The sequence below is a fragment of the Paraburkholderia gardini genome, assembly GCF_907164575.1.
In the GTDB taxonomy this organism is placed as follows: Bacteria; Pseudomonadota; Gammaproteobacteria; order Burkholderiales; family Burkholderiaceae; genus Paraburkholderia; species Paraburkholderia gardini.
Genome location: NZ_CAJQYY010000002.1, coordinates 39,117 through 56,985, shown reverse-complemented (window position 1 = coordinate 56,985; position 17,869 = coordinate 39,117). Strand labels below are relative to the sequence as shown.

The window sequence follows — 17,869 nt, the reverse complement described above, 5'->3', positions numbered from 1 at the left end:
AAGCGCGCACGCTCCCTGGCGCGGCATCATGTTCACTGGCATACGGGCAACACGCACACAGACACGGAGGCAGGACCATGCACTATCTGTTGATGTACGACGTATCGGCGGACTATCTGGCGCGGCGCGGCGAGCATCGCGACGCACATCTGGGGTACGCGTGGGCCGCGGTCGAGCGCGGCGAACTGCTGCTCGCGGGCGCGCTTGCCGATCCCGTCGACGGCGCGATCCTGCTCTTCGAGGCGGACTCGCCCGCGATTCCCGAAGCATTCGCGATGTCAGACCCTTACGTGCGCGAGGGGCTCGTTACACACTGGCGCGTGCGACCGTGGACGACCGTCGTCGGAGAACATGCGAGTACGCCGGTACGTTAGGCGGATTTGCATGCGAGTGCATGGAATGTGTGCGCATCATCGTCGATTCTGAAGGTTGCAATCACGACAATTCCGTGACGACAGAGGATGAAACAACGCCGCAAAAAGGACAAGTTTGTTTCCATCCGTAACACTTGTCTCATGCATATTCATGCAAACCCTGGCGATGGTATGCTTCGTGCACAAATTCTCCGATGCACGAGTGAGACCACGTTTTGTGCGCCGCTAACGGGATTATCCGCACTAAGGCTGTGCGGTTTCCCATAAACGAACCAGAACGTATAAGCATATTGTGCAACCGGGGGCATGACACAGGTCGAGAAACAAGAAATCTGTGCTGTCCAAAGCCGCAGCGTGGCCGTGCTGCGTGGAGAAACGTATGTTTTTCGATGAGCTAAATGATGACGAATGGGCGCTACTAACCGCGCTCGTTTCAGATGAACCGGCTGTCCGTCTTAACCGGCGCGGCCGTCCTCGCGCAGAACCGCGCATCGTGGCAAACGCGGTGCTGTGGATCCTGACCACCGGCGAACCGTGGTCCAAACTTCCTGGCCGTTATCCCTCGGGTCCGACATGCCGTCGCCGCTTTGAAGAGTGGCAACTGAACGGCACGCTGGCCGGGATGGTGCAGCTTCTGTCGCGGACCGGCCGCCGGTTTGCGTACATTCCGGAACCGTCCCTGCCCGTGGCGCCGCAACGTGCCGCGCAACCTGTCGCCACGCCTTCGGCTTGCGACGATGAAGGCGTGCGCGGTGTGTTCTGGAAAAGCCCCGAGTCGTGGCAGGCACCGCACGATACCGCGCATGACTCGCGTCCCGTCGATCCGTTCGCCGAGATCACCCGGCAACTGTCAGGCCCGCCTGACGACACGCAAACGCGTGCCAGCGCAACAGATGCGGCCAGTCATCCTGACGCAGTAGCGCACGCTACCGCGCATCCGGACGACGACAGTCGCGCCGCGATGTGGCTGGGGCTTTCCGCGCCAGGGACGCAGTTCGCGGACCGGCGCGGTTATGGCATCTACGTGATGGCGCAGTCCGTGCCCGGCGAGAAGTATCGCGCGTGGGCCGAGATCATGAAGGACGGCAAACGCGTCGAACGTTCCGGCCTCGTCGGCCCGCGTTTCGAAACACCCGAAGCCGCCGAACAGTACGCGCTCGACTGGGCACAGCAGTGGATCGATCGTGACGAACGCACGCTCGCCGCCGCCGCGCATGACGACACGTTGCATGCGGGAGCATTGCGCCCGGTGTCGCGTCCGATGCCGGCGCCACGGCCTGCGGCAACGTCAGTGTCGGGTCCGGTCGCGGGCGCCGCCGCCGTGCCTGCGCGGACTGCGTCTGCATCCGTGCCTGCACCGTCCGCCGCAAAAGCCGTCACGCAATCCGTCACTGTCGTTCCGGCGAATGTGCACGCTGCCGCGCAAGCGAACGTGAATGCACGCCGGATTCCGCTTCGCCGTTATCCGGAAAGCACCACGGGCAGCAGTACCGATGACAGCACCACCGGCCGTGACCGTTTCGCGTCGGCTGCCGAATTCATTTCCCACGCGGGATGAGCGCAGGGGACACCCGCGGCCGGTAGCGTTATACCGACCCACGGGATCACAACAACACATCACGCTGTTCCTTCACTGGCGTCCGTAGGTATCGTCGAAGCGCACGATATCGTCTTCGCCGAGATAGGAGCCGGACTGCACCTCGATGATCTCGAGCGGCATCTTGCCGGGATTTTCGAGGCGATGGGTGACGCCCAGCGGAATATAGGCCGACTCGTTTTCGGAGACGATGAAGCGCTCTTCGCCACGCGTGACGAGTGCCGTACCGCGAACGACGATCCAGTGTTCCGCGCGGTGATGATGCATCTGCAACGAAAGACGTGCGCCCGGTTTCACCACGATACGTTTCACCTGGAAGCGCTCGCCCGTATCGACCGAATCGTAGTAGCCCCACGGACGGTGAACCTTGCGATGGTTCGCCGCCTCGGGGCCGTTTTCGGTGCGGATGCGGCCGACCACCTTCTTCACGTCCTGCACGCGCGAACGGTCCGCGACGAGAATCGCGTCCGCGGTTTCCACGACGACCAGATCCTGCGTGCCGACGCATGCGATCAGTCGACCTTCCGAATGCGCGAACGTCGAGGCCGCGCCTTCGAACATCACATGGCCGCGCCCGACGTTCTGGTCCGCGTCTTTCGGCAGGATCTGCCAGATCGCATCCCATGAACCGACATCCGACCAGCCCGCATCGAGCGGCACGACGACGCCCGCGCACACGGACGTATCCGTGTTCAGCCGTTCCATCACGGCGTAGTCGATCGAATTCGACGGCGACGCGCTGAACGCCTCGCGCTGCAGCCGGAAGAAATCACCATCGGTCTTGCCGCCCGCGAACGCCTGCGCGCACGCGGCGTAAATGGCCGGCTGGAAGTGCTTGATCGCGCGGATCCACGTCGACGCACGCATGATGAAGATGCCGCTGTTCCACCAGTATTCGCCCGAACTCACATAGCGCTGCGCCAGTTCGAGATGCGGTTTTTCGACGAAACGGTCGAGCCGCCGCGCATTCGAGGTACCCGCGTCCGGCGCGGCTTCGCCTACGCGGATATAGCCGTAACCCGTCTCCCCGCGCGTGGGCACGATGCCCATCGTCACGATGTGGCCGAGCGCGGCCTGCTGCACGCCCGCGCTCACGCTTGCATGAAAACGCGCGACGTCCGCCACCGCATGGTCCGCGGGCATGATGACCATCAAGCCGTCCTGGGCATCGGCAACGATCGACAGCGCGGCGACTGTCAGCGCCGGAGCGGTATCACGCCCGACCGGTTCGAGAATCAGCTGCGCGGCCTTGCCGCTCACGCGCAGTTGCTCCGCGGTCGTGAAGCGATGCTCCTCGTTGCCGACCACGACCATCTGGTCCGCGACGGGGTAGCCCGCATCGAGCGCGTCGAGACGATGTGTGGTGGACTGCAGCAGCGATTCATCGCCGAGCAGATCGATCAGCTGCTTCGGATGCTGCTCGCGCGACATCGGCCACAACCGGGTGCCGGACCCACCGGCCAGAATCACGGGATGAACTTTGAGTTTCACTGTGGCGGCATTTGAGGACCGAATGTCGACGTCGGGCGCTGCGATGTGCGCTGTCATGCGTGTGCTCCTGAAGGCTGGATCAATGCGTCGAGTTGTATCACGACGTAATTTGCCAATAAAAGAAGCACTAAATTCCTGTTGCTCAAATGTAATAGTGAAATTAATAGCCAATAACGCTTATATGTCCGGGTTATTTGCGGGGAAAAATAAAAAATGAAAAAAACCTGTGAAAAAAGAGCCGCTGTATTTTTTTATCGAAAAAAATATGGCGAGGGAGCACGCGATGGTGCTTCGAGGTATCTGCCACGGGCCGCGGGAAGATGTGTCCATTTTGCCTGTTTACTGGGCAAAAGGTAATATTTGCGGCAACTATTGCTGATCAAAAAGCAAAAAAATAACGTAACAATTGCCGATACAATTTGAGATATTTTGCCGCCTTGCAACCCGAATTTTAATATCGCTTTATCTATACCTGTACGAGGGTATTCACTCATTCAGGCCAGATATTTCGCTCGACAGGCCGATAGCCGGGATTCGCCGTCATTGCAATGAGCCAATGAACGGGCGCCCGGGCTGAACGGCACGACCGCCTGTCCATGCTGCCCGGTGGGACAGCGCGAATGCAAACAGACACGGACGGAACTTGACTGACGAATCGAGGGGCGACTCATGCTGAGCGTTCTATCCAGGATTATCGACATCGCGATGGTGGGCCTCGGCGCACTGATCGCGGCTGCCGTGTATCACGGGACGTTTGTGTGGCTGAACGACATGCAGAGCGTCTCGCTGCTGTTCAACTGCCTGCTGATGGTCCTGTTCTTTCCTGCGCTCGGGATCTATCAGTCATGGCGCGGCAAGCCCGTGTACGACCTGTTGTGGCGCGTATCGGGCGCCTGGCTGGCCGTCGAGGGCACCGGCATCCTGATGATCTTCAGCCTGCACCGCTCGGACCTGCTGTCGCGCCTGTGGCTCATGTACTGGGCCATCGCGACGATCGTGCTGCTGATGATCACCAAGGCGCTGGTACACGGCGTGCTGAAGGGGCTGCGTCGCGAGGGCTACAACCAGAAGGCGGTGGCGATCGTCGGCGGCGCGCTGTACGGGCGCTTTCTGATCGAGCAGATGAGGAGCCGCCCGGAAGCAGGCTTTAGCCCCGTGATCGTGTTCGATGAACCGGGCGGCCGTCGCGAGAGCGATCGCCTCGAAGCATCCGTGAGCGCCGCGAACCTGCCGGCCGAACTCGAAGGCATTCCCGTCGAGCGCGATTTCAACCGGATGGTGCGCGCGATGCGCACACGCGGCATTTGCGAACTGTGGCTCGCGCTGCCGATGTCGCAGGAACGCACGATTCACCGCTTCGTGATGGAGTTTCGCAACGAGTTCGTGAACATCCGCTTCATTCCGGATGTACGCAGCCTGAGTCTTTTCAACCAGCCGGTGGTCGACCTGCTGGGCGTGCCGGCGATCAACCTCGCGGCTTCACCGATCACCGATGTGCGCGTGCTGCCGAAGTTCGTGTTCGACCGCCTGTTCGCGCTCGCGGCGCTCGCCGCGCTGTCGCCGCTGATGCTGGCGATCGCGGTGATGGTGAAGCTGTCGTCGCCGGGGCCGGTGTTTTTCCGGCAAAAGCGCAAGGGCATCGACGGTCACGAGTTCGAGATCTACAAGTTCCGCTCGATGAAAGTGCATGCGGAAACCGCCGGCAAGGTGACCCAGGCGACGCGCGGCGATCCGCGCATCACGGCGGTTGGCGCGTTCCTGCGCAAGACGAGCCTCGATGAACTGCCGCAGTTCATCAACGTGCTGAAGGGCGAGATGTCGGTGGTGGGTCCCCGTCCGCATGCGCTCGAACACGACGACATCTACAAGGACCTGGTGAAGGGCTACATGCACCGTTATCGCATCAAGCCCGGCATCACCGGCTGGGCGCAGATCAACGGCTATCGGGGCGAGACGGACCGCATCGAGAAAATGATGGGACGCGTGAAGCTCGACCTGTACTACATGCAGCACTGGACCTTCTGGCTCGACATCAAGATCGTCGTCCTGACGCTCTACAAGGGTTTCGCCGGTCGCAACGCTTATTGAGCGGACCGCAGTTGCGCAAGACAGGACAGCGAACCGCGGCACATACGTTTTCTGCTTCTGGAATCTTCAAATTTTCGAGGTGTAACAGATGAACCTGACGATCATTGGTACCGGCTATGTAGGGCTCGTAACGGGCGCGTGTCTTGCCGACATCGGCAACGACGTGCTTTGCCTCGATCTCGATCAGCGCAAGATCGACGTGCTCAACGGCGGCGGTGTACCGATCCATGAACCGGGCCTGCAGGAAGTCATCGCGCGCAACCGCAAGGCCGGGCGCCTGAAGTTCTCGACCGACATCGAAGCAGCCGTCGCGCACGGCGACGTGCAGTTCATCGCGGTCGGCACGCCTTCGGACGAAGACGGTTCCGCCGACCTGCAATACGTGCTGGCCGCCGCCCGCAACATCGGCCGCCACATGAACGGCTTCAAGGTGATCGTCGACAAATCGACGGTGCCGGTCGGCACCGCGCTGCGGGTGCGCGAAGCGATCGCCGGAGAACTCGCCGCGCGCGGCGAAAAGCACATGTTCTCGGTGGTGTCGAATCCGGAGTTCCTGAAGGAAGGCGCGGCCGTCGAGGATTTCACGCGGCCCGACCGCATCGTCCTTGGCTGCGACGAGGACGTGCCCGGCGAAAAGGCCCGCGAAGTCATGAAACGCGTGTATGCGCCGTTTAACCGCAACCGCGAACGCACGCTGTATATGGACGTGCGTTCCGCCGAATTCACGAAGTACGCGGCGAACGCGATGCTCGCCACGCGCATCTCGTTCATGAACGAACTCGCGAATCTCGCCGACCGCGTGGGTGCCGACATCGAAGCCGTGCGTCGCGGCATCGGCTCCGATCCGCGCATCGGCTATGACTTCCTGTACGCCGGCTGCGGCTACGGCGGATCGTGTTTTCCGAAGGACGTGCAGGCTCTGATCCGCACGGCCGGTGAACACAGCGCCGACCTGCGCATTCTGAACGCGGTGGAAGCCGTCAATCACGACCAGAAGGAAATTCTCGCGCACAAGATCGAGATGCGCCTTGGCGCCGATCTGACGGGCCGCACGTTCGGCGTCTGGGGTCTGGCGTTCAAGCCGAATACCGACGACATGCGCGAAGCGCCGAGCCGCCGTCTGATCGCGGCGCTGCTCGCGCGCGGCGCACGCGTGAAAGCATGGGACCCGGTCGCGATCGATGAAGCGAAGCGCGTGTTCGCGCTCGATCTGCAGCACGCACCGCAGCAACGCGCCCGCCTCGAATTCATGAACGAGGAAATGGACGTCGCGGAAGATGCCGACGCGCTCGTGATCCTGACCGAATGGAAAGTCTTCAAGAGCCCCGATTTCGAAAGTCTCAAGGCGTTGCTGAAGTCGCCGCTGATTTTCGACGGCCGCAATCTGTATGAACCGCAATCGCTGCAGGAACTCGGCATCGAGTATCACGCGATCGGTCGCCAGCCCGCACGGGCCGCGCTCGCGGACGTCACGCCCGCGATGGCAGCACCCGTGCGCGAGGCACAGGTCAGCGGGGCCGCGACCGCGGCCCGCTGAACACGCACACCACTACATCACGGAACCGGTCCATGTTCGCCAACGTTCTCGTCGTCTGCCACGCCAACGTGTGCCGCTCGCCGGCCGCGGAGATGCTGTTCAAGGCCCGCGCGCTGCCCCGTCTGGGCGCGCGCATGGTCTTCCAGTCGGCGGGCATCCGTGCGTTCGACGGCGACGGCATGGACCCCGTCATGCGGCGCCTGCTCGCCGAGCACGGCGTCGCCACCAGCGGACACCGGGCGCGACGCCTGAACCGCCGTCTCGTGCGCGACGCGGATCTGGTGCTCGTCACCGAGCGCGCGCAGGTGAAGGAGGTCGAGGCACTCGATCCGACTTCGCGCGGCAAGGTCTGGCCGCTTGGCAAATGGGAGGACTCCGATGTCGCCGATCCGCATGGCGGACACGAAGCCGGCTATCGGGCAAGTCTCGTGCTCATCGAACACCTGGTCATGGGATGGCTAAAAAAAATATGCTGATGCGAAATCTCACACTCTCTCTGTTGCTGACGCTCTTTCTGTCGGCCTGTGCGACCGCGCCGGGGAATTACCTCGACACGTCGCGGCTGAAGGAAGAACCGCAAAGCGCACCCGCTGAAGACTATCCGGTGCATCTGATCACCGCGCAGGTCGTGATGGATCAGGCGAAGGCCGCCGCCGTGCCGCAGGTGCTGCCGCAATCGCGCTTTGCCGATCCGTCGCAATGGGTCTACCGGATCATGCCGCAGGACATCCTGGGCGTGACGGTATGGGATCACCCTGAACTCACGACGCCTAACGGCAGCACGCTGTCCGCCGGCGGCAACACGACGCAGTCGGTCGGCGCGGTGCTGCAGCAGCCGTACACGACGGCATTGCCGGGCCAGGCCGATCCGTACGGCCAGACCGTCGCCTCCGACGGCACGATCTACTTCCCGTTCATCGGCCGCATCCATGCCGCCGGCAAGACGGTGGGCCAGCTGCGCGACCAGCTGGCCGCGGGCCTGGTGCCCTACATCAGGAACCCGCAGGTGGACGTGCGCATCCTGTCGTATCGCAGCCAGAAGGTGCAGGTGACAGGCCAGGTGAAGACGCCCGGGCCGCTTGCCATCAGCGACGTGCCACTGTCGCTGGTCGACGCGATCACACGCTCCGGCGGCTTCACTACCGACGCCGACCTGCAGCGCGTGCGCCTCACGCGCAACAAGAAGCTGTACGTACTCGACGCGAACCGCATGCTCGATAACGGCGACGTCTCGCAGAACGTGATGCTGCAGAACGGCGACATCATCAACGTGCCGGACCGCATTGACAGCCGGGTGTTCGTGATGGGCGAAGTGAAGGCGCCGGTGCAGCTGCAGATGATCAAGGGGCGTCTCACGATCGCCGATGCGCTCACGCAGGCAGGCGGCATTCTCGACACCGATGCGAATCCGCGCCAGATCTACGTGATGCGCGGCATGAAGGACCACCCGACGACGCCCGACGTGTATCGCCTCGACATGACGCAGCCGGACGCCATCATGCTGTCCGCGCAGTTCCAGTTGCAACCGATGGATGTGGTCTACGTGGGCACCGCCGCGTCGACAACGTTCAACCGCGTGCTGCAGCAGGTGCTGCCGACCGTCCAGACGTTGTTCTATCTGAAGCAGTTGACGCGCTAGTCGCACATGACCCGCCGACAGCCCGCGAGGCCCGCACGGAACATCGTCGCGGACCGCGCGGGCCCAAGGTGAACCAACCAGGATCGAACTGTGAGCACTCACGCAAACACTCATCTGGCCGGACCGGCCAGGACCGAAGAAGAGGACGTCGTCCTCGGTCAACTGGTGCAGGTGATCATCGACGACATCTGGTGGCTGATCGCCATTGCGCTGTCGATCGTCGCGGTCGCCGTGTTCTATTGCTACGTCGCGAAGCCGGTGTATTCGGCCGATGCGCACGTGCGTGTCGAGCAGTCCGACAACACGTCGCAGGCGCTCACGCAGACGCAGACCGGCGCGAACATCACGACCGGCCAGACGGCGCTGCCGACCGACGCCGAGATCGAAATGATCAAGAGCCGCGGCGTGGTGGCACCAGTCGTCCAGCAGCTGAAGCTGAACTTCAGCGTCGCGCCGAGGATGTTGCCGGTGATCGGCAGCATCGCCGCGCGTCTTGCGACGCCGGGCGAACCGGCGCGTCCGTGGCCGGGCTTCGACCGCTTCAGCGGCTACGCGTGGGGCGGTGAAATCGCCAACGTCGATTACGTCGAAGTGCCGCCCGCGCTCGAAGGTCAGAAGATGATCATGACCGCGCTGGAAAACGGCCAGTTCGAACTCCAGGCGCCCAACGGCTCGCTGCTGCTGCGCGGCCAGACAGGCCAGCCGGCGCAGGGCGGCGGCGTATCGATCCTCGTCAACCGGCTCGTCGCGCGTCCGGGCACGCAGTTCAACGTGATGCGCGCGAACGATCTCGACGCGATTGCGGCGTTCCAGTCGGCGATCAAGGTGTCGGAGCAGGGCAAGGGCACGGGCGTCATCCAGATTTCGCTGGACAACCAGGACCCGCAGCGCGCCGCGGAAATCGCCAACGCGCTCGCGATGTCGTATCTGCGTCAGCACATCGCAAGCAAGCAGGCCGATGCGAGCAAGATGCTCGACTTCCTGAAGAGCGAGGAGCCGCGGCTGAAGGGCGATCTCGAACGCGCCGAAGCCGCGCTGACCGCCTATCAGAGCAAGTCCGGCTCGATCAATGCGAGCGATGAAGCAAAGGTCTACCTCGAAGGCAGCGTGCAGTACGAATCGCAGATTTCCGCGATGCGTATCCAGATCGCGTCGCTCGAACAGCGCTTCGGCAACGATCATCCGATGCTGATCGCCGCGCGCCAGCAGCTCGCCGAACTGCAGGCGCAGCGCGAGAAATACGCTGACCGCTTCCGCAATCTGCCGGCCACCGAAGTGAAGGCCGTGCAGCTGCAACGCGACGCCAAGGTCGCCGAAGACATCTACGTGCTGTTGCTGAACCGCGTGCAGGAACTGGAGGTGCAGAAGGCCGGCACGGGCGGCAACGTGCATATCGTCGATGCCGCGCTGCGTCCGGGTGCTCCGGTCAAGCCGAAGAAGACGCTGATCATCTCGGCGGCGGTAATCCTCGGTCTGATCGTGGGCACCGGTTTCGTGTTCCTGCGCCGCAACCTCTTCAAGGGCATCGACGATCCGGAGCACGTCGAGCGCATGTTCCACCTGCCGGTGTTCGGCCTCGTGCCGATGAGCCCGGAGCAGGCGGTGCTGGAAAGCAGCTTCGAGCGGGGCGGCAACCGTCTGCGCAAGGTGCTGGCGGCGGCCCGCCCGAAGGACGCGACGGTCGAAAGCATGCGCAGCCTGCGCACCTCGATGCAGTTCACGATGATGGATGCGCGCAACCGCATCGTCGTGCTGACGGGCCCGATGCCTGGCGTCGGCAAGAGCTTCCTGACGGTCAATCTCGCGACGCTGCTCGCGCATTCCGGCAAGCGCGTGCTGCTGATCGACGGCGACATGCGGCGTGGCTCGCTGGAACGTTACCTCGGCGGCACGCAGGACAACGGTCTGTCGGAACTGCTGAGCGGCCAGATCTCGCTCGAGGAAGCGATCCGTCATACGGAAACCGAGAACATGAGCTTCATCTCGTGTGGCCACCGTCCGCCGAATCCGTCGGAGCTGCTGATGTCACCGCGTCTGCAGACGTATCTCGACGCGCTTGCGACGCGCTACGACGTGATCCTGATCGACACGCCGCCGGTGCTCGCCGTGACCGACGCATCGATTGTCGCGGTGCACGCGGGCGCCACGTTCCTTGTGCTGCGTTCGGGCATGCATAGCGAGCCCGAGATCAACGATGCGCTCAAGCGCCTGAACAACGCGGGCGTGACGGTGCAGGGCGCGATTTTCAATGCGATGCCGGCGCGCGCGCGCGGCAACTATTCGCGCGGTTATGCGGCGGTGCAGGAATATCTGAGCGCCTGAGCGCACGAAAGGATCCATCATGAAACTCTCCGTACTGGTTCCGACGTTTCGCCGTCCCGCCGATCTCGCGCGCTGCCTCTCCGCGCTCCGGCGCCAGCAGCGCGCGCCGGACGAAGTGATCGTCGTCGTGCGCCCCGACGACGCCGAAACGCTCGCATGCCTGCACGACCCCGCGGTGAAGGGCACCTTGCCGCTGCGCGTCGCGATCGTCGAAACGCCGGGGCAGGTCGCGGCGCTCAATCGCGGGCTGGACGCCGCGACGGGCGACGTGATCGCGATCACCGACGACGACGCCGCGCCGCGTCCCGACTGGGCGCGACGCATCGCGGATGCGTTCTCGAACGACCTGCTGCTGGGCGCGCTCGGCGGGCGCGACTGGGTACACCAGAAGGGCGGCATTCTCGACGATGCACGGCCGCTCGTGGGCAAGCTGCGCGCGTCGGGCAGGATCATCGGCAACCACCATCTCGGCGTGGGCGGAGCGCGCGAAGTCGACCTGCTGAAGGGCGCGAACATGAGCTACCGGCGCGAGGCGATCCGCACGATCCGTTTCGATCCGCGCCTGCGCGGCACGGGCGCCCAGGTTCACAACGACATGGCGTTCAGCATGAGCGTGAAGCACGCGGGCTGGAAGCTCGTGTACGACCCGCAGGTCGCCGTCGATCACTTTCCCGCCGAACGCTTCGACGACGACCGCCGCGACGCGCAGACGCTGCAGGCCGTGCGCAACGCCGCGTACAACCTGCACCTGATCCTGCGCGACCATCTGCCGCCGCTGCGGCGCGAAGCCGCCTGGTGGTGGTACACGCTCGTCGGCACGCGCGTGTATCCGGGCATGGCGCATGCGGTGCTCGCACTGGCCTCGAAGCGCGGCCGCGCGACGCTGTCGCGCTGGCGCGCCGTGCGTACCGGCGCGCACGAGGCGCGACGTACGGCCTCCTGATCGTCGCGCGCGCCGAAGTCCTTCATAACAAGCCCGGAGTTACTGCATGAGTGCGACCCACGTCCACGTCCATCTGTTTTACGGCGCCGACCCGCGTTTTTACCGCAAGGGCGACGACATCGGCTGCCTGTACGGTTATCACCATGCCGAATCGGATGAGTTCGCGCTGAGCTATTCGCAGGACGCCCGCGAGCGTTTGCCGATGCGGCTCCTGCGTCGTGGGCTGAAGGCCGTGCTCGGCTTCGACTTCATTCACACGCTGCGCAATCGCGACGAAATCATGCGCTCCGACGTGGTGTGGACGCATACGGAACACGAATATCTTTCGGTGGCGCTATTGCTGCTGCTCAGGCGCCGGCAGAAACGCCAGCCGCTATTGCTCGCGCAGAGCGTGTGGCTGCTCGACAAATGGCCGGACTACGGTGTGCTGCGCCGCTGGGCGTATCGCAAGCTGATCGCGCGCGCCGATGTGCTGACGACACTCGCTTCCGAAAACGCGTTGTTGTGCCGCCGTTACCTCGATCGCGACGCCGTGCATGTCTACTATGGCCTGAATACCCGCGATTTCCCGGTGCGGGAACCGGTTGCATGGCAGCCGCACACGCCGGTGCGTATCGCCGCGATCGGTAACGATCGCGACCGCGACTGGGAAAGCCTCATCAGTGCCTATGGCAACGATGCGCGCTACACGGTCAGGCTGGCGACACGCCGGCGCATTCCATCTTCGCTGCACGCTTCGAACGTCGAGATCGCGCCTGCCGCCGGCCTGAAGAAGCAACGTGAACTGTACGACTGGGCCGATGTGATCGTCGTGCCGCTACGGCCGAATACGCACGCGTCGGGCATCACCGTGATGCTCGAAGCCGCGGCGCTCGGCAAGCCGATGATCGTTACCGATGTCGGCGCGTTGAGGGACTACTTCACCGATGCGCAGGCCGCTTATGTGCCGCCGTTCGATCCGGAGGCGCTGCGTCAGGCGGTCGCCCGGCTCGTCGCCGCGCCCGGCGACGCGTTGCGTCAGGCGCAGGCCGCCGCGCGTCAGCTGACCACGCGCGAACTCACCACCGAGCAGTTCGCGCAGCAGCACGTGCGCATCACGCGTGAACTGATGCGCCGGCGCGCGGCGCCGCGTGGCCGCTCCGTCGACGAAGCGCGGCGCCGCGCGGGCGGCAGCAGCGTGCAACCCGCGCAGCCCGTGCAACCGCAGTCGCGGCATCAGGCCGGCAGGGGGCGATGACGATGGCTGTCGCACGCGCCCAGATCGACGAGCGCCCGTCGCGCTTTTTCAGCGGCGAGCGCAAGGCATGGCTGCCGCAGGCGCTGCTGTGGCTTGTCACGGCCGTGCTGATCGGCGCGCATCAGGGCACCGTGCTGACGCTTGCGTTCCCCGTGCTCGCGATTCTCACGGGATTCTGGCTGTACTTCAAAAGCCCCGCGCGGTACGTCGGTTTCATGTGGTGGCTGTGGTTCCTGAGCCCCGAGGTACGCCGTCTCGCGGACTGGTCGAAAGGCTCGTTCACACCGACGAGCCTCATCCAGGTCGCGCCGCTCGCCGTCACGATGATCAGCGGACTCTCGCTGCTGCGTTTTTATCCAGTGCTCGCGCAGCGGCGTGGCTTGCCGGTGCTGCTGATCCTCGCGGGTCTCGCGTACGCGTTTCTGATCGGCGTCGTGTCGAGCGGGCCGCTCGCCGCGCTGTACGACCTCGCGAACTGGATCTATCCGGTACTGATCGGTTTTCACATCATGGCGCACACGCGCCAGTACCCCGAATACCGCGAGGTGATCGTCAATACGTTCATCTGGGGCATGCTCGCGATGGGCGCATACGGTCTCGTGCAGTTTTTCATCATGCCGCCGTGGGACGTCATGTGGATGCTCGGTTCGCAGATGAACTCGCAGGGCGACGCCGTGCCGCTCGGCGTGCGCGTGTTCAGCACGATGAATTCGTCCGGTCCGTTCGCGCTTGCGATGATGGGCGCGATGGTGTTCGTGATGGCCGCGCAGCACCGGGTGCGCTGGATCGCGGGCGCGCTCGGCTTTATCGCGTTCGCCTTGAGCCTCGTGCGCTCGACGTGGGGCGGCTGGGTCGTCGCGCTGCTGATCCAGCTCGTCAAATCCAACAATCGCATACGCGTGCGGATTATCGCGACCGCCGTGCTGCTCGCGGGGCTGTGCGTGCCGCTGCTGGCCGTCGGCCCGGTCGCGGAACGCATGCAGACGCGCCTGGAAACCCTCGTCAACCTCAACGACGACACCAGCTACGCGGCGCGTAACGAGTTCTACGCGACGTTCGCGAAAACCGCGTTCACCGACGTGCAGGGTGAAGGGCTCGGCGCCACCGGCACGTCGACCAGACTGTCGAGCGACAGCGGCGGCGAACTCGGCAAGTACGGCAACTTCGACAGCGGTGTGATGAACATTCCGTTCGTGCTCGGCTGGCCCGGCACGCTGCTCTACATGTCGGGCATCCTGTGGCTGCTGATGCGCGCCGTGCTGGCCTCGTTCGCGCTTCACGACGACAAGTTCGCGGGTGCGTGCCTGAGTCTCGGGCTTGCGTGTTTCTCGATGCTGGTCTTCACCAATTCGCTCGTGGGCACGGGCGGCTTGCTCCTGTTCATGAGCTTCTTCTCGATTCTGTCCTCGGCGCACTGGCAAAAGCTGAACCGCAGGCGGAATCTCATTCTCCATGGAGGGCACTGAGTGAGAGTCGCCATCGTCACGCACGTCGTGCGTCATAACGACGGTCAGGGACGCGTCAACCATGAAATCGCGCGCGCGGCCCTGGATGAAAATATCGCGGTGACCCTCATTGCTTCGCACGTCGCGCCGGAACTGCTGGCGCATCCGGACGTGCGCTGGATCCCGGTACGGATCGGCAAATGGTGGCCGTCGAACCTGCTCCGCCAGCAGGTGTTTGCGTTAAAGAGCGCATGGTGGCTGCGCCGGCATCGTCGTGAATACGACGTCCTGCATGTGAACGGTTTTATCTCGTGGATCGCGGCCGACGTCAACACCGCGCACTTCGTGCACAGCGGCTGGTTCGGCAGCAGGTACTACCCGTTCGGGCTCGCGAAGGGCGTATGGTCCGCGTACCAGTTTCTCTACACGGGCATCAACGCGCGGCTCGAACGCTGGGCCTACCGGCGCTCGCGCGTGATCACGGCCGTCTCGCAGAAGGTCGCCGACGAAATCCGCGCGATCGGGCTCACGCCGCGCAACCGCATCGATGTGATCTATAACGGTGTCGATACGCAGGGCTTCGCGGCCGCCACGGGCGATCGCGCGAAATTCAACCTGCCGGCCGACGCGTTCCTGCTGCTCTTTGTCGGCGATCTGCGCACGCCGCGCAAGAACCTCGGCACGGTGCTCAGGGCGTTGAAGGAATTGCCCGAGCACGTGCAGATCGCGGTCGCCGGTTATCTGCCGGGCAGCCCGTATCCGGACGAGGCACGCGCGCTCGGCGTCGAGCACCGCGTGCATTTTCTCGGACTCGTGAACGAGATGCCGGTGCTGATGCATTCGGTCGATGCCTTCGTGTTTCCGTCGCGCTATGAGGCGATGAGCCTGTCGCTGCTCGAGGCGATGGCCGCGGGTCTGCCGGTCGTCACGGCGCGTACGGCAGGGGGCGCGGAGATCATCACGCCCGAGTGCGGCATCGTGCTCGAAGATCCCGACGATCCCCATGCGCTCGCCGGTGCGATTGCGCGCCTCGCCGCGTCCGACCCGGTATGCCGCGCGATGGGCCGTGCCGCCAGCGAACTCGCGAACGGCTTCGGCTGGGCGCGCATGGCGCGCCAGTACATCGACCTGTACCGGCAGATCGTGGGCCGCCGCAACGAACCGCGCAACGCGGGCAGCACCGAAGGCGAAGTCGTGCGCACGCCCGTGCTCGCGCACCGGGAGACGGCCGAATGAATCACGTACCGGTCATCCCATCCATCGCCACGCTGGCTGCAGCGCGTCGTTGCAGTCATGTTCAACAATAACCAGGGAACAGCCATGACAACCCGTTCAATCAAATCGCTGCAAATCGGCATGCACTGGTTCCCCGAGCGCGCCGGCGGGCTCGACCGCATGTACTACTCGCTCGTCGGCGCGCTGCCGGGCGCGGGCGTTGCGGTACGGGGCGTCGTCGCGGGCTCGCCGCGTGTCGCCGAGGATACCGATGGCGCGATTCGCGGCTTCGGCCCGGCTGCGCAGTCGCTGCCGCGACGTCTGATGGCCGCGCGCCGTGCGCTGCGCGATGCGATCGGGATCGAGCGGCCCGATGTGATTTCGTCGCACTTCGCGCTGTACACGTTTCCGGGTCTCGACGTCACGCGCGGCATTCCGCAGGTCTCGCATTTTCAGGGACCGTGGGCCGATGAAAGTCACGTCGAAGGCGCCGATTCGCTTGGCCAGCGTGCAAAGCGCTATCTGGAGCAGGCCGTGTATGCGCGTTCGTCGCGCCTGATCGTGCTCTCGGAGGCGTTCGGCAAGATCCTGACGTCGCGCTATGGCATCTCGCCGGAGCGCATTCGCGTCGTGCCGGGTTGCGTGAACGTCGAACAGTTCAACCTGCCGGTGTCGCCCACGGAAGCGCGGCTCAAGCTTCAGTTGCCGCTCGGACGTCCGATCGTGCTGGCGGTGCGGCGACTCGTGCGCCGCATGGGACTGGAAGATCTTGTCGACGCGGTGAAACTTCTCAAACGCCGGCAGCCGGACGTGCTGTTGCTGATCGCGGGCAAGGGCCGGCTCGAAGCGGAGTTGCAGGCGCGTATCGACGAAGCCGGTCTCGCGGACAACGTCAAGCTGCTGGGCTTCGTTCCCGACCAGCACCTCGCCTCGCTGTATCGCGCCGCGACGATCAGCGTCGTGCCGACGGTGGCGCTCGAAGGGTTCGGGCTGATCACGGTGGAGTCGCTCGCGTCGGGCACGCCGGTGCTCGTCACGCCAGTAGGCGGATTGCCGGAAGCGGTTGCGGGGCTGTCGCAGGATCTGGTGTTGCCGGCCACCGGCGCCACGGCGATCGCGGAGGGTCTCGCGGCCGCACTCGACGGCTCGCTCAAGCTGCCGGACGCCGACGCATGCCGTGCGTACGCGCGTGAGAACTTCGACAATGCGGTGATCGCGAAGCGCGTGGCTTCGGTGTATGACGAAGCGATTGCCGCGGGCGTCGTCCATTAGGGCGCTTCGATACGCCTGAAAAAAATGCCACGGCAGACCGTGGCATTCAGACCGCTAACAAAGCCCCCAAAGCCTGGCCATGCGTCAGGCTTTGTCGTTTAGCTAGTGATAGTCCTCTTCGCGTTGATGCCGTATAGCGAGAATCGTCACCGTGGTGTCGTCCTCGATCTCGAACAAGGCGACATATCCAGCGCTCCCAAAGCTTACGATCAGCTCCCGCAGGAACGGATTGGCAGGATCGGCCTTGCGACAGGAGAAGGGAAACGCGCTGAGGACTTCAGTGCTCTTGCGGATGACTTCAATGGCCCGCCCGGCCGAAGCCATGTCATGTTCGAGCATGAGGCCGTACAGTCGCCGCAAATCAGCGCGCGCGGCACTGGTATAGCGCACGCGATAACTCAACGGTTGCCCTCGCGCACCTTCGCGGCAGCCAGCATGTCCTCAAGCCCGGCATGCACTTCGTCTGCGTCGAAGTACTCGCCCGTTCGGCGCGCCTCGTCCCTTGCAGCCAGCCCGCGTGCAATGAATTCCTTTTGCATCTGACGGCGAGCGACATTGGCACGCAGCGATTCTTCTGCAAACGACGACAGGCTTTCCCCCTCGAGCAACACGCTTTCGGCCGCTTCACGCAGCCTCGGATCCACCCGCAGGGAAGGGATGGTGGCGGTTTTCATGGGCTCACTCCGTGCGTTGCAATTGCGATGCGAAG

The 17,869-nt window shown here is 64.1% G+C and carries 15 protein-coding genes; 12 read left to right on the top strand and 3 right to left on the bottom strand.

Translation table 11 applies throughout. From position 1 onward, the window contains the following. The first annotated feature begins 77 nt into the window (after window positions 1–77). Together LPA34_RS01730 and LPA34_RS26880 are read left to right on the top strand one after the other, a co-directional pair. Window positions 78–374: a YciI-like protein gene (locus LPA34_RS01730; protein ID WP_228974261.1), complete on the top strand. Its 297-nt coding sequence runs from the start codon at window positions 78–80 to the stop codon at window positions 372–374. A gap of 379 nt (window positions 375–753) precedes the next feature. Further along, a complete protein-coding gene (locus LPA34_RS26880; RefSeq protein WP_267478861.1) occupies window positions 754–1,932 on the top strand; it encodes a transposase in 1,179 nt (392 codons plus the stop codon). 72 nt (window positions 1,933–2,004) lie between these two features. On the opposite strand, the gene LPA34_RS01720 is transcribed toward LPA34_RS26880, so the two are convergent. Further along, window positions 2,005–3,519 (bottom strand): mannose-1-phosphate guanylyltransferase/mannose-6-phosphate isomerase, encoded by a 1,515-nt coding sequence (locus tag LPA34_RS01720; RefSeq protein WP_228974260.1) that lies wholly within the window; start codon window positions 3,517–3,519, stop codon window positions 2,005–2,007. Window positions 3,520–4,131: 612 nt separating this feature from the next. Here LPA34_RS01720 and LPA34_RS01715 point away from each other — a divergent pair. From LPA34_RS01715 to LPA34_RS01670, 10 genes are all read left to right on the top strand, one after another. Continuing rightward, complete coding sequence (locus LPA34_RS01715; RefSeq protein WP_228974258.1) at window positions 4,132–5,550, top strand: undecaprenyl-phosphate glucose phosphotransferase; 1,419 nt, start codon at window positions 4,132–4,134, stop codon at window positions 5,548–5,550. A gap of 88 nt (window positions 5,551–5,638) precedes the next feature. After that, complete coding sequence (locus LPA34_RS01710; protein ID WP_228974256.1) at window positions 5,639–7,087, top strand: UDP-glucose dehydrogenase family protein; 1,449 nt, start codon at window positions 5,639–5,641, stop codon at window positions 7,085–7,087. A 32-nt stretch (window positions 7,088–7,119) separates the two neighbouring features. After that, window positions 7,120–7,563, top strand: coding sequence for a low molecular weight protein-tyrosine-phosphatase (locus LPA34_RS01705; RefSeq protein WP_228974253.1), 444 nt, complete (start codon window positions 7,120–7,122; stop codon window positions 7,561–7,563). Continuing rightward, window positions 7,557–8,726: a polysaccharide biosynthesis/export family protein gene (locus tag LPA34_RS01700; RefSeq protein WP_228974711.1), complete on the top strand. Its 1,170-nt coding sequence runs from the start codon at window positions 7,557–7,559 to the stop codon at window positions 8,724–8,726. Before LPA34_RS01705 ends, LPA34_RS01700 begins: the two co-directional genes overlap by 7 nt. Window positions 8,727–8,840: 114 nt before the next feature. Further along, window positions 8,841–11,048 carry a polysaccharide biosynthesis tyrosine autokinase gene (locus LPA34_RS01695; RefSeq protein ID WP_228974710.1) on the top strand — a complete coding sequence of 736 codons (2,208 nt, stop codon included), beginning with the start codon at window positions 8,841–8,843 and terminating at the stop codon, window positions 11,046–11,048. A gap of 19 nt (window positions 11,049–11,067) precedes the next feature. Continuing rightward, entirely contained in the window at window positions 11,068–11,991 is a 924-nt protein-coding gene (locus LPA34_RS01690) for a glycosyltransferase family 2 protein (RefSeq protein ID WP_228974250.1), read from the top strand. A gap of 46 nt (window positions 11,992–12,037) precedes the next feature. Continuing rightward, window positions 12,038–13,228 carry a glycosyltransferase gene (locus LPA34_RS01685; RefSeq protein ID WP_228974247.1) on the top strand — a complete coding sequence of 397 codons (1,191 nt, stop codon included), beginning with the start codon at window positions 12,038–12,040 and terminating at the stop codon, window positions 13,226–13,228. Between the two features lie 2 nt (window positions 13,229–13,230). Continuing rightward, on the top strand, window positions 13,231–14,694 hold the full coding sequence (locus LPA34_RS01680) for a glucose-6-phosphate isomerase (RefSeq protein ID WP_228974245.1): 1,464 nt from the start codon (window positions 13,231–13,233) through the stop codon (window positions 14,692–14,694). Further along, window positions 14,695–15,909: a glycosyltransferase family 4 protein gene (locus LPA34_RS01675; protein WP_228974242.1), complete on the top strand. Its 1,215-nt coding sequence runs from the start codon at window positions 14,695–14,697 to the stop codon at window positions 15,907–15,909. A gap of 84 nt (window positions 15,910–15,993) precedes the next feature. Continuing rightward, a complete protein-coding gene (locus LPA34_RS01670) occupies window positions 15,994–17,160 on the top strand; it encodes a glycosyltransferase family 4 protein (protein WP_228974239.1) in 1,167 nt (388 codons plus the stop codon). A 102-nt stretch (window positions 17,161–17,262) separates the two neighbouring features. Here LPA34_RS01670 and LPA34_RS01665 read toward each other — a convergent pair whose 3' ends face one another. Both LPA34_RS01665 and LPA34_RS01660 read right to left on the bottom strand, forming a co-directional pair. Beyond that, a complete protein-coding gene (locus tag LPA34_RS01665; protein WP_228974237.1) occupies window positions 17,263–17,562 on the bottom strand; it encodes a type II toxin-antitoxin system RelE/ParE family toxin in 300 nt (99 codons plus the stop codon). Then, the gene (locus LPA34_RS01660) at window positions 17,559–17,834 is read right to left on the bottom strand and encodes a YlcI/YnfO family protein (protein ID WP_228974236.1); all 276 of its coding nucleotides are present in this window, start codon (window positions 17,832–17,834) and stop codon (window positions 17,559–17,561) included. Before LPA34_RS01660 ends, LPA34_RS01665 begins: the two co-directional genes overlap by 4 nt. Window positions 17,835–17,869: the final 35 nt, after the last annotated feature.